24 protein-coding genes and 1 tRNA gene are annotated in these 21011 nt (G+C 68.4%); 16 read left to right on the top strand and 9 right to left on the bottom strand.

From position 1 onward, the window contains the following. The first annotated feature begins 12 nt into the window (after positions 1-12). Positions 13-789, top strand: a complete 777-nt coding sequence (locus ACZ63D_RS09050; RefSeq protein WP_465353764.1) for an MmyB family transcriptional regulator — start codon at positions 13-15, stop codon at positions 787-789. Here ACZ63D_RS09050 and ACZ63D_RS09045 read toward each other — a convergent pair. Then, a complete protein-coding gene (locus tag ACZ63D_RS09045) occupies positions 767-1273 on the bottom strand; it encodes a DedA family protein (RefSeq protein WP_465353763.1) in 507 nt (168 codons plus the stop codon). The genes ACZ63D_RS09050 and ACZ63D_RS09045 overlap by 23 nt on opposite strands. Further along, complete coding sequence (locus ACZ63D_RS09040) at positions 1245-1850, bottom strand: class I SAM-dependent methyltransferase (RefSeq protein ID WP_465353762.1); 606 nt, start codon at positions 1848-1850, stop codon at positions 1245-1247. The genes ACZ63D_RS09045 and ACZ63D_RS09040 overlap by 29 nt, the downstream gene beginning before the upstream one ends. A gap of 131 nt (positions 1851-1981) precedes the next feature. On the opposite strand from ACZ63D_RS09040, the gene ACZ63D_RS09035 reads away from it, so the two are divergent. From ACZ63D_RS09035 to ACZ63D_RS09025, 3 genes are read left to right on the top strand one after another with little or no spacing between them, the layout of a single operon-like run. Then, a complete protein-coding gene (locus ACZ63D_RS09035) occupies positions 1982-3121 on the top strand; it encodes a sensor histidine kinase (RefSeq protein WP_465353761.1) in 1140 nt (379 codons plus the stop codon). After that, positions 3118-3771, top strand: coding sequence for a response regulator (locus ACZ63D_RS09030; RefSeq protein ID WP_465353760.1), 654 nt, complete (start codon positions 3118-3120; stop codon positions 3769-3771). The genes ACZ63D_RS09035 and ACZ63D_RS09030 overlap by 4 nt, the downstream gene beginning before the upstream one ends. A 19-nt stretch (positions 3772-3790) precedes the next feature. Next, the gene (locus tag ACZ63D_RS09025) at positions 3791-4939 is read left to right on the top strand and encodes a PQQ-dependent sugar dehydrogenase (RefSeq protein ID WP_465353759.1); all 1149 of its coding nucleotides are present in this window, start codon (positions 3791-3793) and stop codon (positions 4937-4939) included. Between the two features lie 2 nt (positions 4940-4941). Here ACZ63D_RS09025 and ACZ63D_RS09020 read toward each other — a convergent pair whose 3' ends face one another. Next, positions 4942-5664, bottom strand: coding sequence for an SDR family NAD(P)-dependent oxidoreductase (locus ACZ63D_RS09020; protein ID WP_465353758.1), 723 nt, complete (start codon positions 5662-5664; stop codon positions 4942-4944). Positions 5665-5688: 24 nt separating this feature from the next. Between ACZ63D_RS09020 and ACZ63D_RS09015 the strand changes: the two genes are divergently transcribed. The 3 genes from ACZ63D_RS09015 to ACZ63D_RS09005 are packed head-to-tail and all read left to right on the top strand — an operon-like array spanning position 5689 to position 7011. Next, positions 5689-6222, top strand: coding sequence for a MarR family winged helix-turn-helix transcriptional regulator (locus ACZ63D_RS09015; protein WP_465353757.1), 534 nt, complete (start codon positions 5689-5691; stop codon positions 6220-6222). A 10-nt stretch (positions 6223-6232) separates the two neighbouring features. Beyond that, the gene (locus ACZ63D_RS09010; protein WP_465353756.1) at positions 6233-6631 is read left to right on the top strand and encodes an NUDIX hydrolase; all 399 of its coding nucleotides are present in this window, start codon (positions 6233-6235) and stop codon (positions 6629-6631) included. Beyond that, positions 6631-7011: a VOC family protein gene (locus tag ACZ63D_RS09005; protein ID WP_465353755.1), complete on the top strand. Its 381-nt coding sequence runs from the start codon at positions 6631-6633 to the stop codon at positions 7009-7011. Before ACZ63D_RS09010 ends, ACZ63D_RS09005 begins: the two co-directional genes overlap by 1 nt. A 4-nt stretch (positions 7012-7015) precedes the next feature. Here ACZ63D_RS09005 and ACZ63D_RS09000 read toward each other — a convergent pair whose 3' ends face one another. After that, positions 7016-7606, bottom strand: a complete 591-nt coding sequence (locus ACZ63D_RS09000; protein ID WP_134667546.1) for a TetR/AcrR family transcriptional regulator — start codon at positions 7604-7606, stop codon at positions 7016-7018. A 139-nt stretch (positions 7607-7745) separates the two neighbouring features. Then, the gene (locus tag ACZ63D_RS08995) at positions 7746-8705 is read right to left on the bottom strand and encodes an acyl-CoA desaturase (RefSeq protein WP_465353754.1); all 960 of its coding nucleotides are present in this window, start codon (positions 8703-8705) and stop codon (positions 7746-7748) included. 197 nt (positions 8706-8902) lie between these two features. On the opposite strand from ACZ63D_RS08995, the gene ACZ63D_RS08990 reads away from it, so the two are divergent. The 4 genes from ACZ63D_RS08990 (at position 8903) to ACZ63D_RS08975 (ending at position 13263) form a co-directional block, all read left to right on the top strand. Continuing rightward, a tRNA-Gln gene (locus ACZ63D_RS08990) sits at positions 8903-8974 on the top strand. A 90-nt stretch (positions 8975-9064) separates the two neighbouring features. Continuing rightward, complete coding sequence (locus ACZ63D_RS08985) at positions 9065-10744, top strand: GGDEF domain-containing protein (RefSeq protein ID WP_465353753.1); 1680 nt, start codon at positions 9065-9067, stop codon at positions 10742-10744. A 45-nt stretch (positions 10745-10789) separates the two neighbouring features. Then, positions 10790-12286 carry a bifunctional UDP-N-acetylglucosamine diphosphorylase/glucosamine-1-phosphate N-acetyltransferase GlmU gene (gene glmU / locus ACZ63D_RS08980; protein ID WP_465353752.1) on the top strand — a complete coding sequence of 499 codons (1497 nt, stop codon included), beginning with the start codon at positions 10790-10792 and terminating at the stop codon, positions 12284-12286. After that, complete coding sequence (locus ACZ63D_RS08975; protein ID WP_409184979.1) at positions 12283-13263, top strand: ribose-phosphate diphosphokinase; 981 nt, start codon at positions 12283-12285, stop codon at positions 13261-13263. Before glmU ends, ACZ63D_RS08975 begins: the two co-directional genes overlap by 4 nt. Positions 13264-13844: 581 nt before the next feature. Here the strand turns inward: ACZ63D_RS08975 and ACZ63D_RS08970 are convergent. Further along, positions 13845-14270 carry a pyridoxamine 5'-phosphate oxidase family protein gene (locus ACZ63D_RS08970; RefSeq protein ID WP_465353751.1) on the bottom strand — a complete coding sequence of 142 codons (426 nt, stop codon included), beginning with the start codon at positions 14268-14270 and terminating at the stop codon, positions 13845-13847. Positions 14271-14365: 95 nt separating this feature from the next. Here ACZ63D_RS08970 and ACZ63D_RS08965 point away from each other — a divergent pair, with 95 nt between their 5' ends. Beyond that, on the top strand, positions 14366-15238 hold the full coding sequence (locus tag ACZ63D_RS08965; protein WP_465353750.1) for a TIGR03621 family F420-dependent LLM class oxidoreductase: 873 nt from the start codon (positions 14366-14368) through the stop codon (positions 15236-15238). On the opposite strand, the gene ACZ63D_RS08960 is transcribed toward ACZ63D_RS08965, so the two are convergent. Beyond that, positions 15174-15851, bottom strand: coding sequence for a TetR/AcrR family transcriptional regulator (locus ACZ63D_RS08960; protein WP_465353749.1), 678 nt, complete (start codon positions 15849-15851; stop codon positions 15174-15176). The genes ACZ63D_RS08965 and ACZ63D_RS08960 overlap by 65 nt on opposite strands. A gap of 110 nt (positions 15852-15961) precedes the next feature. On the opposite strand from ACZ63D_RS08960, the gene ACZ63D_RS08955 reads away from it, so the two are divergent. Further along, complete coding sequence (locus ACZ63D_RS08955) at positions 15962-16807, top strand: esterase/lipase family protein (RefSeq protein ID WP_465353748.1); 846 nt, start codon at positions 15962-15964, stop codon at positions 16805-16807. A gap of 47 nt (positions 16808-16854) precedes the next feature. On the opposite strand, the gene ACZ63D_RS08950 is transcribed toward ACZ63D_RS08955, so the two are convergent. Beyond that, positions 16855-17499, bottom strand: a complete 645-nt coding sequence (locus ACZ63D_RS08950) for an NAD(P)-dependent oxidoreductase (RefSeq protein WP_465353747.1) — start codon at positions 17497-17499, stop codon at positions 16855-16857. A gap of 108 nt (positions 17500-17607) precedes the next feature. After that, positions 17608-18723 (bottom strand): hypothetical protein, encoded by a 1116-nt coding sequence (locus ACZ63D_RS08945; protein ID WP_465353746.1) that lies wholly within the window; start codon positions 18721-18723, stop codon positions 17608-17610. Between the two features lie 324 nt (positions 18724-19047). Between ACZ63D_RS08945 and ACZ63D_RS08940 the strand changes: the two genes are divergently transcribed. The 3 genes from ACZ63D_RS08940 (at position 19048) to ACZ63D_RS08930 (ending at position 20837) form a co-directional block, all read left to right on the top strand. Then, positions 19048-19647 (top strand): 50S ribosomal protein L25/general stress protein Ctc, encoded by a 600-nt coding sequence (locus tag ACZ63D_RS08940; RefSeq protein WP_465353745.1) that lies wholly within the window; start codon positions 19048-19050, stop codon positions 19645-19647. A gap of 10 nt (positions 19648-19657) precedes the next feature. After that, positions 19658-20251 (top strand): aminoacyl-tRNA hydrolase, encoded by a 594-nt coding sequence (gene pth, locus ACZ63D_RS08935; protein ID WP_465353744.1) that lies wholly within the window; start codon positions 19658-19660, stop codon positions 20249-20251. A 226-nt stretch (positions 20252-20477) separates the two neighbouring features. Beyond that, complete coding sequence (locus ACZ63D_RS08930) at positions 20478-20837, top strand: DivIVA domain-containing protein (protein ID WP_465353743.1); 360 nt, start codon at positions 20478-20480, stop codon at positions 20835-20837. Positions 20838-21011 lie beyond the last annotated feature (174 nt).

Raw genomic sequence — 21011 nt, 5'->3', positions numbered from 1 at the left:
AGAATCGCGCAGGTGCCCACTTCGTTCGCCGACGCGTTGCGCGACGCCCGTTCCCGCCGCCGGCTCAGCCAGCTCGACCTCGCGCTGAAAGCCGGGACGACGCAACGCCATGTCAGCTTCATGGAACGCGGCCGTTCGCTGCCCGGCCGCGGCATGGTGGTGCGCGTCGCCGAGGCGCTTGGCCTGCCGCTGCGCGAACGCAACGCCCTGCTGCTGACCGCCGGATACGCGCCGGTCTACCCCGAAACCCGGCTGGACGATCCCGCGTTGACGCCGGTGCTGGAATCGCTGCGTGCGCTGCTCGCCGGACACGAGCCGTACCCGGCGCTGGTCGTGAACCGCTACGGGGATCTGGTCGCGGCGAACGACAGCTTCGACCTGCTCACCGAGGGCGTGGCGGCGGAGCTGCTCGAACCGCCGGTCAACGTGCTGCGGCTGGCGTTGCACCCGCGAGGGATGGCACCGCGAATCCAGAACTTCGCCGACTGGGCGCAGCACGTCCTCGAACGCCCTCGCCGCGCTCTGGCGCATGGACCCGACCCGCGGCACCAGGCGTTGCTGGACGAACTCACCGGCTACCTGCCGTCGCCCGGCGAACCGTCCGGCGACCACCTCGGCTTCGCCGTACCGCTGCAGCTGTCCAGCTCGGCGGGCGAATTGCGACTGCTTACAGCGATCACGCACTTCGCCACCGCAGTCGACGTGACGGTCGCCGAGCTGAGTCTCGAAACTTTCCTGCCCGCCGACGCGTCAACCGCGGAGCTGCTCAAGGCGCGACCCAGCCGGTGACCTGACCCATCGTCAGCTCTACGCCGGCCCACAACACTGCCGCGCACAGGCTTCCGACGAAGAAGCGTCGGTACGACAGTCCGGCCGAACCGGCGACGCGCGGTACGAGAGTGCGTACGCCAGCAAGGCACCGCCCTAGGACGACTGCTGGCACGCCATAACGCGCGATGGTCGCTTCGGCCTTGTCCCACTTCGCTTCGCCGATCCGCTGCCCTACGCGCGACCGCCGCAGTTTCGGCCCCCACAGTCGCCCCTCCCAGTACGCGAGCTGGTCTCCCGCTAACGCCGCCGTGACGCAGACGGTAAGAGCTGGCCACAGCTGCAAAGTTCCGCGCTGCACGAGGAAACCCATGAGCAGCAACGTCGACAGCGTCGGCAGCACAATGCCGGGCAAGAGCGCCGTCTCGGCCATGATCACCAAGGCGCAGATCAGGTAGACGAGCGGCGCGGGAGCGTCAAGAAGTGGCTGAAGCAGGCTGTCCATAGCGGTCCAGTCCCGACCGCACGGGCAAAGCCGCGCGGTACACGTACGCCGGCGGCAGGTTCCGCCAGACCACACTGGTGCGTTCGACCACCGCGAAGCGGCTTCGCAGCAACCGTGCGAACCGACGCGCTGGCGGAGTCCAGGCGGTGTGCGCGTACGCGAAGGTGGTGAAGCGGCCTTGCGGGGAGAGCACGTCGCAGACGGAGTTCAGTACCGCAGTTTGTGGCGCGGCATGCATTGCCGTCCACGGCAGGCCGGAGACGACCACGTCGACCGGCATGGTCACGTACGCAGCGACGTGTTCCGCGGAACCTTCCGCAACGTGCAGCGTCGGAAAGCGTTCGCGTAGCTCCTGTACGAGATGCGTGTTGATTTCGACCGCGGTGAAGTGAGCGTCGCGTTGAAGCATGCGAAGCAGCACTTCGGTAAATACGCCCGTTCCCGGCCCCAGCTCCACGACACTGTGCGCGCTCTCGACACCCAGCCCGGCGGTCATCACTTCGGCCAGCCGTGCCGAACTCGCCGCGATCGCGCCGGTACGCATCGGATGCCGGAAGAACTCCCTGGTAATCGACATGTTTTCGACGGTAGGAAGCACTTCGGTCGTCGCGGATCGGCTCGACCGGCGGGAAAAGTCCTCCGCTCGGAGGACCATGGCCATCCTCCGGAACGACGCGCGAGACGACGACCGAGCGTTACGTTCGTTTCGTGCGTGGACTGGTCAAGTGGGTACGCGAGCAGCGTTGGTTGCTGGACTTGCCGCTGTACGTCGTCTTCGTGGCCTTCGGACCCAACATCGCGGATCAGCAGACCTGGGCGCTGCGCATGGTTTCGATGCTGTTCCTGCTGCCGCTGTTGCTGCGTCGCCGCTACCCGCGCACAGTCGCGCTCCTGATCCTCATCGGGGTGGCGCTCGTCTACACCAACGAAGTGTGGGCATACGACCGCGGCCGTAGCGATCTCGCGATGGCTGTCGTTCTGTACACGCTCGTGAAAGCCGGCGACAGATGGTTCATCGGCTTCGCGGTAGCTGTCGCCGGGCTGGACACCTTCTGGGCTTTCACCTGGGGCGCCCACACGCTGAACCCGACGCTCACCATCCTCGGCCCGGTGCCGCTGTACTTGGCGGCGTGGGCACTCGGCGCGTTCTTCCGCACGAAGGAACAACTCGCCGAAGAGGAGCGGTTAAGAGCGGAACTGGCAGCGTCCGAGGAACAGGCCCGCAGTCGCGCGTCAGTCGCCGAAGAGCGCACACGGATCGCGCGCGAGCTTCACGACGTACTCGCACACAGCATGAGCGTGATCGTCCTGAACGCCGAAGGCGCGAAGCTCGCGCGCCACCACGATCCTGACGCTGTCGACCGTACGCTCGACACCATCAGCAAAACCGGCCGCTCCGCGCTCGCCGAACTGCGGCGGCTGTTAGAAGTGATGCATGCTGGCGAACCCGCGCGCGCTCCGCAGCCGACGCTCGACCAATTGCGCACACTCGTCGCACAGTCGGGCCGTGAGGTCACGCTCGAAGTCAACGGCGATATCGCCGACCTGCCCGCCGGCGTCGCGCTGCAGGCGTACCGCATCGTCCAGGAGGCCTTGACCAACATGCTCAAACACGCGCCGCCCGACGCGACCGGCCGGGTCCGGGTCACCTTCGCCGGTCCGGAAATCCATGTCGAGGTCACCAACTCCGGCGGACGGCAGCCCGTCGCGACGGGCCTGCCCGGGTCCGGACGCGGGCTCACCGGCATGGCCCAGCGCGTCGCGATGTACCACGGCAAACTCGAAACCGGCGCGCTGCCGGACGGCGGCTACCGCGTGTCCGCCACGCTGCGGACGGACGCCGCATGACGTCCGTGCTGATCTGCGACGACCAGGAACTGGTGCGCGTCGGGCTGCGGATGATCGTGGACAGCCAGCCCGACCTGGAGGTGGTCGCCGAAGCCGGCGACGGCGCGGAAGCCGTCGAACTCGCCCGCGCGCACCGGCCGGAGCTCGTGCTGATGGACGTCCGGATGCCGGTGCTCGACGGCGTCGCGGCCACCGCGCGGATCTGCGCCGAACTGCCGGACACCTCGGTGCTGGTCATCACGACCTTCGACCTCGACGAGTACGCCTACTCCGCGCTTCGCGCCGGGGCCAGCGGGTTCCTGGTCAAGGACGCGCCGTCGGACGAGATGCTGGTTGCGATCCGCGGCGTGCTGCGCGGCGACGCGATGGTGTCGCCGTCGGTCACGAAACGCCTGCTCGACCGCTACCTCAGCGCACACCGGACGCCGCTGGACGAGCAGAAACTCGCGACGTTGACCGAACGCGAGAAGGACGTGCTCGGCCTGATCGCGCGCGGACTGTCGAACACCGAGATCGCCGGCACGCTGTTCATCGGCGAGACGACGGTGAAGACGCACGTCGGACGGCTGCTGAACAAGCTCGGGCTGCGGGATCGGGTGCACGCCGTCGTGTTCGCGTATGAATCCGGATTGGTACGTCCCGGCGGCTGAATCGGGGCATGCTGGAGCCATGCGTCTCCTCGCGTTGCTCACCTCCGTCCTGCTGCTCGCCGCCTGCTCCGCGGCACCGGCGACCCCAGCGAAGCCGGAGCCGGGCCGGTTCACCGTGCGAGAAGTCGCGGACGGCCTCGAACACGGCTGGGACGTCGCCTTCCTGCCCGACGGTTCGCTGCTCGTGCCGCAGCGCCCCGGCAAGCTCGCGCTGATCCGCGACGGCCGGACGAGCGAAGTGCGCGCCGATTTCTCCGACGTCCTCGTGCAAGGCGAGGGCGGACTCATGGGCCTGGTCCTGGCTGCGGATTTCGCGGCCTCGCGCGAGTTCACCACCTGCCAGACCCACCAGGAAAACGGCCGCGCGGTGGACGTCCGGCTCGTCACCTGGCGGCTCGCCGACGACGGGGCGAGCGCGGCCAAGGTGCGCGACCTCCTGACGGGTCTGCCGGTGAACCCGAGCGGACGGCATTCCGGCTGCCGCCCGACGCTCGCTCCGGACGGCGCGCTGCTCGTCGGCACCGGCGACACCGCGCGGTCCACGGTGGCCCAAGACCGGCACAGCCTCGGCGGCAAGGTGCTGCGGATCGACGCGAAAACCGGGGAACCGTTGCCGGGCAATCCATTCCTGTCCTCCGCCGACCCGAACGAGCGCCGGATCTACACCTACGGCCACCGGAACGTGCAAGGCGTCGCGATCCGGCCGGGCACCGGGCAGGTGGTCACCTCCGAACACGGACCGGCGTTCGACGACGAGGTGAATCTCCTGCGGCCCGGCGGGAATTACGGCTGGGATCCGTCGAAGGGCGGCACCGATCCGAACTACGACGAGAGCGTGCCGATGACCGACACCAAGCGGTTCCCGGACGCGGTTCGTCCACTGTGGACCACCGGCCAGATCACCGAGGCGACCAGCGGCGACGCCTTCCTCACCGGCAAGCAATGGGGCGCGAACGAAGGCGCGCTGGTCGTGGTGGCGTTGAAGGGGCAGAAACTCCTGCTGCTGCACCTGGACGCGGCCGCGAAGGTCACCGGCGTGACGCTGCCAGCGGAATTCAACGACAAATTCGGCCGGTTGCGAGCCGCCCGGAGCGGGCCGGACGGCTCGCTGTACGTGACGACCTCCAACGGCAGCAACGACAAAGTGCTGCGCGTGACCCCGAGCTGACCTCAGCCGACGTACGCGCCGCCGTTCACGTGCACGACCTGGCCGGTGACGTGCCCGGCCTCCGGGGAAGCGAGGAACCGCACTACCTCCGCGACGTCGTCGGGCTTGCCCGCGCGTTTCGTCATCGTGTTCTCGACCAGCCGCTCCTGACGTTCCGCGGAAAGCTTGCCGCGGAAGAATTCGGTGTCCACGATCAACCCCGGCGCGACAATGTTCGCGGTGATCCCGCGCGGTCCGAATTGACGCGCGATTTCGGTATTCCACACTTCCACCGCGGCCTTCGCCCAGCCGTACGATTCGGCTCCGGTGTGCCCGGCGATCGAGCCGATGGTGACGATGCGGCCGTTGTCGGCTAGCCGGTCCCGCAGCGCCGTCGTCACGAACGCCGCACTGAACAGATTCGCGCGAAGGTTGGCCGTCCAGGCAGCGTCGAGCGCTTTCAGGTCCCGGCTGTCCCCATGCTGGAAATTCGTGTTGCCGCCAGCGTTGTTCACCAACACGTCCACCCGTTCGGGCAGCTGGTCGAGCGCCGCCTCGACCGCCTCGGGATCGCTCGCGTCGAAGCTCACCGCACGCGCGCCGAGCAGCGTCGCCGCCTCGGTGAGCACGTCCTCGCGCCGTCCGGTGATCGTGACCCGGTCGCCGGACCGGACCAGCGCCGCGGCGATCGCGTACCCGATTCCGGTGCCGCCCCCGGTGACCACTGCTTCCCTATTCATCCCCACGTCCTTTATTGCTAAAATACTTCCGTGGACGACGGTACCGGCGACGGGGAAAACGCGTCAAGCGACGAGGTGGACGAGATCCAGCGGGCCTGGCTGCGCGAGCGGCCCGGCACGCCGGTGTCGTCCATCGGCGTGATCACGCGGATCTGGCACATCGCGAAACTGCTCGAGGACGACCGGCGCGCGACCATGCTCGAACTCGGCATGGACGCCTCCACCCGCACCCTGCTCAGCACGCTGCGCCGGGCCGGGCCGCCGTACCGGCTCAGCGCGGGCGAACTCGCGAAACGCTGCCGGGTCAGCCCCGGCGCGATTTCGCAGCAAACCGCCCGCGCCGAACGCGACGGCCACGTCCGCCGGATCAAGTCCACTTCGGACCGTCGCGGGGTGTACGTCGAGCTGACCGAAGCCGGGCACGAGCTGATCGAGCGGACCGTCGGCGATCTGCTGGAGCACGAGGAAACCTTGGTGTCCGCGCTGTCCCCGGCACAGCGCGAGCAGCTGGCCGATCTCCTTCGCATCCTGCTCGCGGACCTGGACCGGCGGGCGCGGAGGTAGGGTGGCGGTCATGCCCACCATCGACAAAGTCGCCTGGCTGCACGTGGTCGACGGCAAGCTGCTCGCCGCGCGCTCGGCGGGCAAGGACACCTGGTACCTGCCCGGCGGGAAACGCGAAGAGGGCGAGTCGGACGTCGAAACGCTGGTCCGGGAAATCGCCGAAGAACTGAGCGTGACACTGGACCCGGCTACGGCCCAGCTGGCCGGAACCTGGGAAGCGCAGGCGCACGGCAAAGCGGACGGCGTCGCGGTGCGGATGACCTGCTACACGGCGGAATACACCGGCGAGCTGAAACCGAGCAGCGAGATCGAATCGTTCGGCTGGCTCGTCCACGCCGACCGCGACCGGGTGTCGGCGACGGTCCAGCTGATCCTCGACGACCTGCACGCGCAAGGGAAACTGAGCTGATGCTGCGACTCGGGATCACGGTGCTCGGAGTCGGCGACGTCGAACGCGCGATGCGGTTCTGGTCCGAGGCGCTCGGGCTCGTCGAAGACCCGGAATGGGCGAGCGCGACGTGGCGGACGCTGGCCCAGCCCAATGGTGCGCATGTACTCGGGCTGATGCGAAGCGAATCACCCGCCGAACCCAAGCCTCGGCTGCACCTGGACCTCTACACCGACACCGCGGACGAGCAGCGCGCCGAGGTGGAACGGCTTATCGGACTGGGTGCCCAACGGGTCGACTGGGAGCATTACCCGCCGGAGCCGGATTTCGTGGTCCTCGCCGATCCGGACGGCAACCTGTTCTGCGTAGTGGATCTGAGCAACGCGCCGTCCGGCGGCTGAGCCGTCAGCCGAGCAGCCGGGGTTTGTTTTCCAGGTGGGACAATCCGTTCCAGGCGAGATTCACCAGGTGCGCGGCGACCTCGTCGCGTTTCGGTTTGCGCGCGTCCAGCCACCACTGCCCGGTGAGCGCGACCATGCCGACGAGCGCCTGCGCGTAAAGCGCGGACAGCTTCTCCTCGTACCCGCGCGCGGCGAACTGCTGCGCGAGGATGTGCTCGACCTGGCTGGCGATGTCGTTGAGGACCGTCGAGAAGGTCCCGGTGGAACTGGCGACCGGCGAATCGCGGACGAGAATACGGAAGCCGTCGTGGGAATCCTCGACGTAACTCAGCAACGCGACGGCAGCCTGCTCCAGCATCACTCGAGGATGCCCGCCGTGCAGTGTCGAGATCATCCGGTCGAGCAGCAACTGCGTCTCGCGGTCGACAACGACGGCGTAAATGCCTTCCTTGCCACCGAAATGCTCGTAGACCACCGGTTTGGACACGTTCGCCCGCGCGGCGATCTCCTCGACGGAGGTGCCGTCGAAACCCTTCTCCGCGAACAAAGCGCGTGCCACGTTGAGCAACTGCTGCCTGCGTTCGCTGCCGGTCATGCGCACGCGGGCGACCGGTGCGGCCGGCCGCGCACCGGTGACCGCCGCTTCTCGTTTCGCCCGTCGTCTCCCCGCCATTCGGAGCAGGGTAGTCGTGCGGGGCAATCCCGGTCAGAACCGGGATTGCCACCCGCGACCGTTACTTGGTCTCAGCCGCGATCCGGGCCAGCCGCTGCGGGGTCGGCCAGCGCACGTCGTGCACCCAGCCGAACCTTTCGAAGATCCAGATCAGCCGCGCCGACATGTCGATCTGGCCGCGCTTCACGCCGTGCCGCGCCGAGGTCGGGTCGGCGTGGTGCAGGTTGTGCCACGACTCGCCGAAGGAGAAGATCGCCAGCGGCCAGAAGTTCGCCGAACGGTCGCGCGCGGCGAACGGGCGCTCGCCGATCATGTGGCAGATCGAGTTGACCGACCAGGTCACGTGGTGCAGCACGCAGACGCGGACCAGGCCCGCCCAGAAGAACGCCGTCACCGCGCCCCACAGCGACCACGAGATCAGCCCGCCCAGCAGCGCCGGGCCGAACAGGCTCACCAGCGACCACAGCCAGAACAGGTCGTCGACCTTGCGGATGGCCGGGTCCTTCACCAGATCCGGCGCGAACCGCGCCTGGTTGCTCTGGTCCCGGTCGAACAGCCAGCCCATGTGCGCGTGCCAGAAACCCTTGGCGATGGCCAGCGGAGAGGTGCCGTACGCCCACGGCGAATGCGGGTCGCCGTCGCGATCGGAGAACGCGTGGTGGCGCCGGTGGTCGGCCACCCAGGTGATCACCGGTCCCTGCAACGCGATGCTGCCCGCGATCGCCATCACGACCCGCAGCCACGGCTTCGCCTTGAAGGACCCGTGGGTGAAGTAACGGTGGTAGGCGACGGTGATGCCAAGGCCGCTGATCCCGTAGAACACGACGAACAGCGCGACGTCCAGCCAGGTCAGCCCCCAGCCCCAGGCGAACGGAACCGCGACCAGCAACGCCACGATCGGCAGCAGCACCCCGAAGTACACCGACAGCTGGACGCCGATCGACCGCTGTCCTTCGATGATCGGCTTGGGGCCCTTAGGCGGGTCTCCCGCTGACTGAGAACGATCGAGGGTGGCCGTCATGCGCTCACTTCTTTCCTCTCACAACCCCTTGCGAAGGGTGCCCTTACCTACGGTGTCGTAAGTTACGGTACAGGAGGTTTCCGGCGCTGTGGAGGCCCGAAAAGTCCGATTGCCCGGTGCCCGGGACGGCTCTGTGGCGCACGCCTCCCCCTCCTGGCGCCCCCGTCCTCGATCATCGCTATCCTGACCAGGACCGATCCGCCGTAGTGTAATCGGCAGCACTTCAGATTTTGGTTCTGACAGTTCAGGTTCGAATCCTGGCGGCGGAGCTGCACATCCGGCGAGGGCGATGGGAGTGGGGGCGGCTGAGCGAGCAACCGAGCGACCCCGCGGGCGCCCGTCGCCCGACCCTGGTCGAAATGTCGGACGCGTGGCTGGTGGGGCGCGCGCGGGAGCTCATCGCGGCCGTTCAGCGCCAGGAACACGAAAACCAGCTCGAGATCGTCAAGATCATGGACGAGCTGCTCGACGAAACCCTCCGCAGGGGTGAACCCACGCTCGTCGCCCAGCTGCTGCGGGCGTCCGCCTTCGCCCGGCTCGTCACTCGCGGTCTCGCCGCCGAAGCCGAACCCCGGCTCGACGAAATGCTCGCGCACACCCGGCGGCACGGCCTGTCGCTGCTGCGCGCGGACGCGCACGCGCTGCGCGGGCGCCGGCTGGTGCTCGCCGCGCAGGAGGACGCCGCGCTCACCGAGATCGCCCGCGCGCTGGCGATCCTCGACGATTCCACGATCCCGGACCGCCAGGTCGGCGTCCGCAACTGGAACCGCATGCAGTCGATGGCGCTCATCGACTGCTGGATAGTGCTCAACCAGCTCGGCGTCTACGAGGCCGCCGAGGAGGTGATCGGCCGCGCGCACCAGGCGATCCGGGAAAGCGCGAGCCCGCACGAGATCACCCTGCAGCTGATGAACCGGGTCAAGATGCTGCTCGGCTGGGGCCTCCGGCTCGAACGGATCGAGCAGTACGACGAATCCGCGGAGAAGTTCCGCACCGCAGCGTCGATGGCGGTAGCCGCCGAGGGCCCGTTCGCCGAATCACTGTTCCCGCGCAAAATCGGGGTCTCCGCGGTCGACCAGGTCGGCGTGCTGGCCGCGGCGCTCGCGCTGCACGACCCGTCGGCCGAACACGTCGAACGCCTGCAGGGCATGCATCTCGGCCACCACTACCCGCACGAGCAAGAGCTGGTCGCGATCGCGCTGGCCCGCTGTCTCGACGCGGCCGGCCGCCGCGGCGACGCGCTGCAAGTGCTGCGCGAGTCCCGCGAAGTGCTGGCCAAGGACGTCTCGCAGCCGTCGATGCGGCTCACCCTCTCCCGCGAACTCGCCCGGCTCGACCCGGAAGCCGCGAGCCAGTCGCTAATCGACTACGCGACCGCGCTGGAAACCGAAATGTGGGCGCTGCGCGAATCGCAGATCGCCACGCTGAACGCGCGCCGCGAGCATGAACGGCTTTCCGCCGAGCACGGCGCGATCACCCAGCAAGCACTGCAAGATCCGCTCACCGGCCTGCCGAACCGCCGCGCGCTCGACGAACGGCTGCGCGCGCTGGCGTCGTCGGCGGACGCGCAGCCGCTCGCGGTCGCGCTGGTCGACCTCGACGGGTTCAAGGGCGTCAACGACAAGCAGTCGCACGCCGAAGGCGACAACGTTTTGCGTGTTGTCGCAAGCACTCTGCGCGACGCCTTGCGCGGCGACGACGTGGTGGCCCGCTACGGCGGCGACGAATTCATCGTGTTGCTGCCCGGTGCGCCGGCGTCGGCCGCGAAAATGGCTCTCGGCCGCGCGGCCAAGTCCGTCGCGACGCTGCCGCATCACCTTTCCCACGGTGTGACGTTGTCCATCGGCCTGGTGTCGCTGCGTCCGCAGGAGCGGGCCGAGCAGGTGCTCGCGCGCGCGGACGCGGCGATGTACGAAGCAAAACGCGGCGGAGGCAACCAGGTGGCGTCGGCCAACTCGATGGCTGGCGACGGCACGAGCGGCTGGCCTGGGGAAACCGCTCCGACCGACCCCGCGTGGAGCGCTGAGGACCCCACGTAGGATCGTTGGTGCTCGTCAACGCACCGGTGAATCGTTGGGAGACTCGTGAGCGGCCCGCTGAGCACGCTGATCCTCGCTGCGGGTGAGGGCACCCGCATGCGTTCCTCCACTCCTAAGGTGTTGCACCCGATCGCCGGAAGGCCGCTGGTGGAACACGCTGTGCGCGCCGCCGCCGGCCTCGCGCCGCAGCATCTGGTGGTCGTGATCGGACACGGCCGCGACGCCGTGCGCGCCGAACTCGACCGGGTCGGCGAGGCTCTCGGCCGCGAGGTCGCCACCGCCGTGCAGGAAGAGCAGAAGGGCACCGGGCACGCCGTTTCGTGCGCGCTGGCCGAACTGCCGGAGGGACTCACCGGCACCGTCGTCGTCAGCTACGGCGACGTCCCGCTGCTGGACACCGAAACCCTGGAAGCGTTGCGGGCCGAGCACGTCAAGACGGGCAACGCGGTCACCGTGCTCACCGCCGAGGTCGCCGACCCGACCGGCTACGGCCGCATCGTCCGCGGCGGCGACGGTTCGGTCAGCGCGATCGTCGAGCACAAGGACGCGACGCCGGAGCAGCGGGCGATCACCGAAATCAACTCCGGCGTCTACGCCTTCGACGCGGCGGTGCTGATCGACGGCCTCTCGCGGCTGTCCACCGACAACGCGCAGGGTGAGCTTTACCTCACCGACGTTCTCGGCATCGCGCGCGAGGACGGCAAGGGCGTCGGCGCGCTGGTGGTCGACGACCCGTGGGTCACCGAGGGCGTAAACGACCGCGTGCAGCTTTCGGTGCTCGGCGCCGAGTACAACCGCCGCATCGTGCGCCGCTGGCAGCGCGAAGGCGTCACGGTCACCGATCCGAACACCACCTGGATCGAGGCGGACGTCACGCTGTCCCGTGACGTGGTGATCGAGCCGAACACCCAGCTCAAGGGCCATTGCTCGGTCGGCGAGGGCTCCGTGGTCGGCCCGGACACCACGCTCACCGACGTGCGGATCGGGGCCGGAGCGTCGGTCGTCCGCGTGCACGGTTCGGGCTCTGAGCTGGGCGACGGCGTGAACGTCGGCCCGTACACGTACCTGCGCCCGGGCACGAAGCTCGGGGCGAAGGGCAAGCTGGGCGCGTTCGTGGAGACGAAAAACGCGCAAATCGGCACCGGGACGAAGGTGCCGCATCTCACGTATGTGGGCGACGCGATCGTCGGCGAGCACAGCAACATCGGCTGTTCCAGTGTGTTCGTGAACTACGACGGGGTGAGCAAGCACCAGACCGTCGTCGGTTCGCATGTCCGGCTTGGGGCGGACAACACGCTGGTCGCGCCGGTGCGGATCGGGGACGGCGCTTACAGTGGAGCCGGTGCGGTGATCCGCGACGACGTCCCGCCTGGCTCACTGGCGCTGTCGGCCGGTCCGCAGCGCACCATCGAAGGCTGGGCGGTCCGGCGCAGGCCGGGCACGCCCGCGGCGGAGGCGGCGGAAGCCGCACTCGCCGCCCAGCAGCAGGACACCGTTGTGTCCGAGTCAGCAGCAGGAACCGACGGGGAGTCGCCAGCATGAGTCCGAAGTCAGGTACGCCGAAGAAGAATCTGATGCTCTTCTCCGGCCGTGCGCACCACGAGCTCGCGGAAGAGGTCGCCAAGCACCTCAACGTGACGATCACCCCGCAGACCGCGCACACGTTCGCCAACGGCGAGCTGTTCGTGCGGTTCGAGGAGTCGGTGCGCGGTACCGACGCGTTTGTGATCCAGGCGCACACCACGCCCATCAACGAGTACGTGATGGAGCAGCTGATCATGGTGGACGCGCTCAAGCGCGCGAGCGCCAAGCGGATCACCGTGGTCATGCCGTTCTACCCGTACGCGCGCCAGGACAAGAAGCACAAGGGCCGCGAGCCGATCTCGGCGCGGCTCATCGCGGACCTGTTCAAGACCGCGGGCGCGGACCGGATCATGACGGTCGACCTGCACACCGCGCAGATCCAGGGCTTCTTCGACGGCCCGGTCGACCACCTGATGGCGCAGACCGTGCTCGCCGACCACATCAAGGCGACCTACGGCGACGCGGACATTACGGTTGTCTCCCCGGACTCGGGCCGCGTGCGGCTCGCCGAGAAGTGGGCGCAGCAGCTCGGCGACCGGCCGATCGCGTTCATCCACAAGACCCGGGACCCGGACAAGCCGAACCAGGCCGTGGCCAACCGCGTGGTCGGCAAGGTCGAGGGCAAGCTCTGCGTGCTGATCGACGACATGATCGACACCGGCGGCACGATCGTGAAGGCCACCGAGGCCCTGCTGGAGGAAGGCGCCGCGGACGTAGTCATCGCGACCACGCACGGCATCCTCTCCGACCCGGCCACCGAGCGCCTCTCGCAGTGCAAGGCGCGCGAGGTCATCGTGACGAACTCGCTGCCGATCCCGGAAGAGAAGCACTTCCCGGGCCTGACAGTGCTGTCCATCGCACCGATGCTCGCGGAGGCGATCCAGCAGGTCTTCGAGGACGGTTCCGTCACGTCGCTCTTCGACGGCAACGCCTGAGCCTTGCTCTTCTGAACTGAACTGAACGACACGGCCCGGGGTGGGCGGTGCGGCCTGAGGTGGGCCGCATCGGCTGGCCCCGGGCCGTGTCGTTTGGGCGCTCGCCGGTGCTTGGCTGAATCGCTCTGCCGAGCGGCCGGGCCGCACCCGCGCGGTACGACTAGCCACGGGATCCGCGGCCCTTGGCACGGGGCAGCGCTGTTCGTCCCAGGTTGCGTCGAGGGCGGAACGGCTCGGCGGTGGCAGAAGCACCACGCATCGGGAGGCGGTCCACCCAGGTCGTGTCTTCCAGCCCGGGCGCGCTCGACGGCTCGAGCCGTCGATCACCCGGCTCGAATCGCGCAGTCATCCAGCCCAGGCCAGATCGCCGCTTAGACCCGGCCTCGCCACTCAACCGAGCTGCAGCGCTGCTCGGCCGCATCGCCAACCGCGTCGCCCGGACCGACCACGTCGCCGCCTCGACCTAGCCGCGGCTCAGCTCGTCCTAGTCACGCCGCCGCCTTGGCCCGGCCCCGCCACCACCCACCAACCGCACCCCTCCCTTCAACTCCGCACCACTCACCCAGCGAACCCCAAACCCCTCAAGCCTCGCCCATATCCGCCGACAACCACCTCTCCGGGCGCATATGGATCGCCATGTGCTCCCCCAGTTGCGTCCGCTCGAACTCCACATACCCCGCCACCTTGTCCTCCGGCAGGTACCGCGAAGCCATCTCCCACGTCAGCTCATGACTGCCCGGCCGCGTCCGCACCACCGGGCCCTCCACCGACACGTACCGGACCGTCGGCTCGACCCGTTGCACCATCAGGCTGAATCGACCGGCCGCCTCGATCGCCTTCGCCTTGCGTGATTCCGGTGGCGTGATCACCCACAGCTCGCCACCCGGCGTGTACTGGTACCAGATCGGCACCGTGAGGGGCGCGCGGTCCGGGCGCTCGACCACCGAGAGCGCGCCGATGTGCGGTTCGGCCAGAAACTGTTCCCGTTCTTCCTTCGACAACACCATGCCCCCGAAGCTAACGAGGGGGTACGACAAAAACGGGTTCCGCCGGGGGCGAAAACCAGTGCATCACCCGTCCGGGACTGGCTAGCGTCCAAGCCATGGGGAACTTCGAATTCGGCGTCAGCCTGCGGCTCACCGCCAACGGGACTGAGTGGACCGAAAAATGCCGGCGCGCCGAGGAGCTCGGCTACGACCATCTGACGGTGCCCGACCATCTCGGGCCGGGGCGGTTGTCGCCGTTTCCCGCGCTCACGGCCGCGGCCGCGGTGACCGAGCGGGTGCGGGTCGGCACGTTGGTGTCCAATGTGCCCTTCTACAACCTCGCGCTCTTCGCCCGCGACGTCGCCACTACCAACAAACTCACCGAGGGTCGCTTCGAACTCGGGCTCGGCTCGGGCCATATGAAGCACGAGTTCGACGACGCCGGGCTGCCGTGGCGCAAAGCCGCCGATCGGATCGCGTACCTCACCGAAGGTCTCGACGAGTTGCGCACGCGCGTCGAGGACGAGGGCGGTATGCCGAAGCTGTTGATCGCGGGCAACAGCGACGGCGTGCTGAAGCTCGCGGCGGAGCAGGCGGACATCGTCGGGTTCGCTGGTCTTCGCCAGGATCGCGGCCGTCCGCCGGGCACGTTCGTGCTCGACAACGACGTGGCGCTGGACGAGCGCGTCGCGTATTTCCGTTCCCTGGCAGGGGATCGCGAGATCGACTACAACATGCTGATCCAGCGCGTGGTGGTCACCGAGAACCGTCGCGAGGCCGCTGCGGAATGGCACGCCGAGACTGAGGAACGCAGCGCGGCGGACGTCGACGAGTTGCTGAGGGCACCGCAGCTTCTCTTCGGCACAGTGGACGAAATGGTGCAGCAGCTGATCGGCCAGCGCGAGCGGTATGGCTTCTCCTACTTCACCGTGTTCGAGGCGATGATGGAGACTTTCGCTCCGGTGGTGGCTGAACTGCGGGGTCGCTAGCCGCCGCCTGCACTTTCGCGACGGCGTCTCCGGCGATGAGCGTAAGCACCCGGCTGAGGAGACCGTCCGGCACGGCTTCGTCGTCGATGTCGGCTTCCACGGCCAAACCGTTGCTCAGCGCGAGCAGCACGACGGCGAATTCCTCGGCGGGCAAAGGAAGTTCGAGGTCCAAGCCCTCGGCGAGCCGGTTCAAGGCGCGCGCGATCGTGTCGCGAACCTCCCGGCGGCGCTGGCGCAATGCGTCGCGCCGCCGGTCGTCGTGGTGCGCCATCGCGAAAAACTCGGCCAGCAACCGGTGCCACACCGCGTCGGCGCGCATTTCGTACATCAGCACCGCGGCGACGTTCGCCAGCCCGGAGCCGCCGTCGCCTGCTTCGGCGAAACTCGCCAGGCTCGCCTCGAGCCGGTGCGCGGCGTGCTCTTCCATCAACGCCAGCACCAGCTCGTCTTTCGACGCGAAATTCGAGTAGACCGCGCCTTTCGTCAACCCGGCCGCCGCGGCCACCTCGGTCAGTTTCGTCGCGGCGATGCCCTGTTCTCCGAACACGGCGAAAGCCGCGTCGAGAATGCGCCGCCGGGTCTCCGCCCGCGTCGGCCGCGTCCGGCCGGTCATCGGCTTCTCCCTCATCCGGGGGTTGACACTGCCTCAGCCCGCTCAATACTTTCAGGTATCCAATACCCACGGGTATCCACTGTCAAGGACGACAGGGAAGGACCGCTCCGATGAGGTTGCGCATCGTCCTGGCCGCCGCGGCATTGCTGACCGCCGCGTTCGCCGCTCCAGCCACCGCCGCCACGTCCGGTGGCGTCAACGATCCAGCGTGCCGGCCGAGTTCGGCGCATCCGCGCCCGGTGGTATTCCTGCACGGACTCGGCGCGACGTCCTATGAGGACTTGAATTTCCTCCAGGACCACGTCGCGGCCAAGGGATACTGCACCTTTAGCAGAACCTACGGCGCGTATTCGCAATTCCCGGTCGTCGGCGGACTTCGCCCGATCGCGGACTCCGCAACGGAAATCAAGCAGTTCATCGGCGAAGTACTGGCGGAAACCGGTGCGGCGCAAGTGGATCTGGTCGGCCACTCCGAGGGCGGATTCCAGACCCTGTACGTCACGAAGACCCAAGGCATCGCGGACCGGATCGGCTCCGTGGTCGCGATCGCGCCGCCCGTGCACGGCACCACGTTCGCCAATCTGACAAAACTGGCCTATCTGCTGGGGATTCGCGACGAGGTCGGCAAGGCGCTCACCGCGTTCGGCTGCCCGGCTTGCGACAACCTGATCACCGACGGCAGCGCGGTCCAGACGCTCACGAACGGTCCCATCGCGCAGCCCGGCGTCCGCTACACGGTGCTCACCTCGCGCTTCGACGAGTTGGTCACGCCCACCGAAACGTCTTTCGTGCGGGAACCGGGCGTCACGAACGAGTACGTCCAGGACACCTGCCCGTTCGACCCGGTCGGGCACATCGGCGAGGCCTACGACCTCAACGTGTGGAACCTGGTCACCAACGCGCTCGACCCGGCGCACGCCGCGAAATTCGTGTGCACCGCGGGATCTCCCGGCTGAGGCGCCCCGGCGGTGCCCGCGCAAGCGAGCACCGCCGGGTTCCGCCCTCAGTACGCCAGGGTGAACCGGGAACGCGAGTGCTTCGGCTCCTCGATCTCGTCCAGGAACGCGATCGCCAGGTCCGCGCCGCTGATGTGCGACCGGCCGTCGGCGTCGCTGACCAGCACGTCGCCGCCAAGGCGGAACTTGCCGGTGCGCTCGCCGGGGATCCACGAACCGAACTCGGCCGCCGGGCTCACGTAGAACCAGTCGATGTCGTCCGGAAGCTCGCGCAGGGCCTCCAGGACGAGGACGTGGCTGCCCGCTTCCGGCTTGTACTCCTCCGGGAACTCCGGAGTATCGATCACGCGCGGGCCGTCCTCGCTGACGCGCAGCGAACCGGCGCCGCCGACGAACGCCAGCCGCGCGCCGTTCGCGCGAGCCGCGTCGACCAGCTTCGGCAGGGCGTCCACCAGGCGGCGGCCCTCGTCGTCCGCGCGGCCCGGAGTCGCGACCACGAGCACGTCGGCGCCCTTGGCCACCGAAGCGACGAATTCCGCGTCATGAATCGACCCCGACCGCGCTTCGACCTCGGCAGGCAGCCCCTCGGCCTTGCGCGCGACTCCGGTCACGGAGTGCCCGCGCCGCAGCGCCTCGTCGGTGATCCGGCCGCCGGCGAATCCCGTTGCGCCGAACACCACCAGCTTGCTCATTGCCGCTCCTCGAAAAAGTCCGTCTCAACACTCTCGACCCGGCCGATGGTAAGGACGGGTCTTCGGCTACTTCAACGGAAGAAACGCACCTCGAGGTGAGCGTGCAGGTCAGCCGCCGAGCGCGGCGAAAGCGGTGGCCAGCTTGGCCTTCACCGCGTTCGCGTCGAGCGGCGAGCGCACCTCGGCGACCGCCGTCGGCTTCGCCAGCACCTGGTAGCTCGCGGTGCGGTTGGGCAGGGTGAACTTGACCGAACAGGACATCGTGATGGTCGCGTCGGCGGCGGCGTCGCCCTCCGTGGCACAGCTTTGCGAGCCGAGCGTGTCCGCGCTGATTTCCACCGAAAGCTTGATGTGCACGTTCGGTTTCGAACCCGGCTGATTGCCGACGACGCTGTTCGAAACGTCCACTGTGGTCTTGCAGGAACCGACGTAGTCCTGGCAGTCGAGTTTGTCGTTGAGCACCGTCACGCTCGCCTGCGCGAGCCCGTCGAACGGCTGCCCGATCGCGTCGACCGCGCCGTTGAAATCATTGTGGAACTGCTTGATCTCGGCCTCGCTGAGCGGCCGGACGCGGAACGCCGCACCCAGCTTCGGGCCGCCGCGCGGGTCGAGCAGCGCCGGGGCGAACCCGGTGACCCGGTGCGGTTCGGCGGTGGTCACCTGCAGCGCGCCGCCGAGGTCGTACACCTCGGTGCCGTCGGGAAGCTTCTGCTTCCGCGGAGCGCCGGAGCCAAGTCCGCCGAGCGCCTTGCGCAGTTCGCCGGCGAGCTTCGGCGGGGCCATCCGCGCGGCCGGGTCGAGCGGCAGTTCACTGCCGACGGTGTGCACCCATCCGCCGCCGAACTGGGTGCTGTTCTCTTCCAGGCCGTGCGACTTCCAGTAGTCCGCGTCGGCCGCCAGGTACAGCTGCCCGTCCGGCTCGGTGATCCGCACCGGCTTGCCTTCCAGCGGCAGCGCGCCGAAGCCGTTGCCGTCGCGCGCGACGCGGTAGGTCAGCGTCGCCGGAGTACCGGCCCCGTCTTTCACCGTCGCGTCGTACTGCAGCGCCGGCGCTTGCTCCAAGGCCTGCAGTGCGGCGTCGATCGCCGTCTGTTGCTGTGCACGCTGCGTAGCCAGCTGCCGGTCGGCATCGGACAGTCCCGCCGTGCCGGTCACCGCGACCTGGCAGCCCGCGAGAAGCCCACCAAGCAGCACCAGTGCTGTCGCAGTCCATCGAGCCCGCATGTCGGCCGCCCCTCTTTCCGCGGGAATCATGCCACCCCCGCGAATCGGGGTGCGGGACGGGAATTGTGTCGTCACCCACCCACGCGGGGGACAGCGGGCCGACCCGGTGCGCGGTCTCGCGGACCGGCTGGTTTACACTTCTCGGGTTGTCTCGGCGAGGCGGGTGCGCCTGTAGGTGCCCGGCGTGATCGACGCGGCGGCTCGAGAAGCCCCGTGGTCACTTCACGCCCGCAATCTCGCCGCCGTGCGCAACCGCCCCCGAGCAGAGATCGACGATCCCGCCGCCCCCTGCCGCACGTCGTGTGATTGAAGGAGTGCTACACCGTGTCCGAGGTACGTCTTTCCGTCGAACCGCGCACCGAGTTCGGAAAGGGTGCCGCCCGCCGCACCCGTCGCGCCGGCAAAATCCCCGCGGTGCTCTACGGGCACGGCTCGGACCCGCGGCACTTCGCGCTGCCGGCCATCGAGTTCGCCCGCGTCGTGCGCGAGAACGGCGCCAACGCCGTCATCACGCTCGACCTGCAGGGCGCCGAGGAGCTGGCGCTGACCAAGACCATCGTGGTCCACCCGCTCAAGAACTACATCGAGCACGTCGACCTGCTGGTCGTCAAGCGCGGCGAGAAGGTCACCGTCGACGTCCCGGTCGTCGTCACCGGCACCGCGGCCCCGGCCACCCTGGTCGCCCAGGACCTCGACACCATCCAGGTCGAGGTCGAGGCGCTGCACATCCCGGAGCAGTTCGAGGTCTCCGTCGAGGGCGTCGAGGCGGGCACCCAGATCACCGCGGGCCAGGTCTCCCTGCCCTCGGGCGCCGAGCTGGTCACCGACCCCGAGGCGCTGGTCGTCGCCGTCAACGAGGCCCCGCGCGGCACCGCTGACGAGGACGCCGAAGCCGAGGAAGCCGCTGCCGAAGCGGCCGAATAAACTCCTCTTCGTGAGTGAAGACCTGCCCGGGGCCGGCGAGCTGATTCTGCTCGCCGGCCTTGGCAATCCCGGGCCGCAATACGCCGGAAACCGGCACAACGTCGGGTTCATGGTGCTCGACGAGCTGGCCGGCCGGATCGGCGGGAAGTTCAAGGCCCACCGCAGCGGGGCCGAGGTGCTCGAGGGCAGGCTCGCGGGGTCCCGCGTAGCGCTGGTGAAGCCGAGGTCGTTCATGAACCTCTCCGGCGGACCAGTGGTCGGCGCGGCCCGGTTCTTCAAGGTCCCGCCCTCCGGTGTCGTCGTGGTCCACGACGAACTGGACGTCGATTTCGGCGCGCTGAAACTCAAGCTCGGCGGCGGCGACAACGGCCACAACGGACTGCGATCCATCACCAAATCGCTCGGCACGCGCGACTACTACCGCGTGCGCTTCGGCATCGGGCGACCGCCAGGACGACAGGATCCGGCGGATTTCGTGCTGAAAGATTTCTCGACGGTCGAGCGCAAGGAGCTCCCGTTCGAGATCGACCGGTGCGCGGACGCCACCGAGGCGTTGATTTCGCAAGGCCTGGCCGCCGCGCAGAACGCTTTCCACGCCGCCTGAGCCTTTTGTCTCTTTTCTCCCTGGTGCGGCATTGAGATCTGGCACCACCGTTGTGCGTGTGGGTGAGCCGCAGTGCCCGTCCGTAATGAATTTCTCACTCGATGGGCGGCTTCTGGACCCCTGATCGAGTCGTCCGGGCAGGCTCGGCCTTCCCGGGGTGGCGGCGACCGGTTAGGACGGGAGCAGGAGTTCTGCACTGCCCCGACCCTGAATCGGAGAATGATCCATGCCGTTTACCGCCGATGATCTCGCTGAGGTCGCTTTCGGTAACGCCCCGATCGGCCGCCGCGGCTACGCCAAGCAGGAGGTCGACGACTTCGTGCGGCGGATCGCCAAGACGCTGGCCGACGAGGACGATCTCACCGCGGCCGAGGTCCACCACGTGCTGTTCTCCAAGCCGTTGATCGGCAAGCGAGGCTACGACGAACGCGAGGTCGACGAGTTCCTAGACGAGGTGGAAACCCAACTGGCCGAACGGTCCGGAAGGAAGGTCCCGCTGATCCCGGGAACCCGAGCCGCCGGAGAAGCCGGAGCATCCTGGCCGGTCGTAGCCGAAGCCCCAGTCGAAAAACTACCCGGCCGCTAACCCACCGGCCCCACCCACAACCGCAGCCCGCGCACCTCACTCACCAGCGCAGCCACACCCGGCCCTGCACCCCGATACGAAGCCTTCCCTGCGGTTCGGGGGTGCTTGTCAAGGCATCTTTCCCCCCCCTCCCACCACCCCCCCCCCCCCCCCCCCCCCCCCCCCTCGCTCCTC

This window comes from Amycolatopsis sp. NPDC104775, from assembly GCF_055583325.1.
This window is presented reverse-complemented; position numbering and strand designations above follow the sequence as displayed.

What these genes read in the sequence shown, in the direction of transcription:
- ACZ63D_RS09045 (WP_465353763.1), bottom strand. Translation starts at nt 1,273, where the DNA reads ATGGACAGCCTGCTTCAGCCACTTCTTGACGCTCCCGCGCCGCTCGTC.
- ACZ63D_RS09040 (WP_465353762.1), bottom strand. Translation starts at nt 1,850, where the DNA reads ATGTCGATTACCAGGGAGTTCTTCCGGCATCCGATGCGTACCGGCGCG.
- ACZ63D_RS09030 (WP_465353760.1), top strand. Translation starts at nt 3,118, where the DNA reads ATGACGTCCGTGCTGATCTGCGACGACCAGGAACTGGTGCGCGTCGGG.
- ACZ63D_RS09025 (WP_465353759.1), top strand. Translation starts at nt 3,791, where the DNA reads ATGCGTCTCCTCGCGTTGCTCACCTCCGTCCTGCTGCTCGCCGCCTGC.
- ACZ63D_RS09010 (WP_465353756.1), top strand. Translation starts at nt 6,233, where the DNA reads ATGCCCACCATCGACAAAGTCGCCTGGCTGCACGTGGTCGACGGCAAG.
- ACZ63D_RS09005 (WP_465353755.1), top strand. Translation starts at nt 6,631, where the DNA reads ATGCTGCGACTCGGGATCACGGTGCTCGGAGTCGGCGACGTCGAACGC.
- ACZ63D_RS09000 (WP_134667546.1), bottom strand. Translation starts at nt 7,606, where the DNA reads ATGACCGGCAGCGAACGCAGGCAGCAGTTGCTCAACGTGGCACGCGCT.
- ACZ63D_RS08995 (WP_465353754.1), bottom strand. Translation starts at nt 8,705, where the DNA reads ATGACGGCCACCCTCGATCGTTCTCAGTCAGCGGGAGACCCGCCTAAG.
- ACZ63D_RS08985 (WP_465353753.1), top strand. Translation starts at nt 9,065, where the DNA reads ATGTCGGACGCGTGGCTGGTGGGGCGCGCGCGGGAGCTCATCGCGGCC.
- ACZ63D_RS08975 (WP_409184979.1), top strand. Translation starts at nt 12,283, where the DNA reads ATGAGTCCGAAGTCAGGTACGCCGAAGAAGAATCTGATGCTCTTCTCC.
- ACZ63D_RS08970 (WP_465353751.1), bottom strand. Translation starts at nt 14,270, where the DNA reads ATGGTGTTGTCGAAGGAAGAACGGGAACAGTTTCTGGCCGAACCGCAC.
- ACZ63D_RS08965 (WP_465353750.1), top strand. Translation starts at nt 14,366, where the DNA reads ATGGGGAACTTCGAATTCGGCGTCAGCCTGCGGCTCACCGCCAACGGG.
- ACZ63D_RS08960 (WP_465353749.1), bottom strand. Translation starts at nt 15,851, where the DNA reads ATGACCGGCCGGACGCGGCCGACGCGGGCGGAGACCCGGCGGCGCATT.
- ACZ63D_RS08955 (WP_465353748.1), top strand. Translation starts at nt 15,962, where the DNA reads ATGAGGTTGCGCATCGTCCTGGCCGCCGCGGCATTGCTGACCGCCGCG.
- ACZ63D_RS08950 (WP_465353747.1), bottom strand. Translation starts at nt 17,499, where the DNA reads ATGAGCAAGCTGGTGGTGTTCGGCGCAACGGGATTCGCCGGCGGCCGG.
- ACZ63D_RS08945 (WP_465353746.1), bottom strand. Translation starts at nt 18,723, where the DNA reads ATGCGGGCTCGATGGACTGCGACAGCACTGGTGCTGCTTGGTGGGCTT.
- ACZ63D_RS08930 (WP_465353743.1), top strand. Translation starts at nt 20,478, where the DNA reads ATGCCGTTTACCGCCGATGATCTCGCTGAGGTCGCTTTCGGTAACGCC.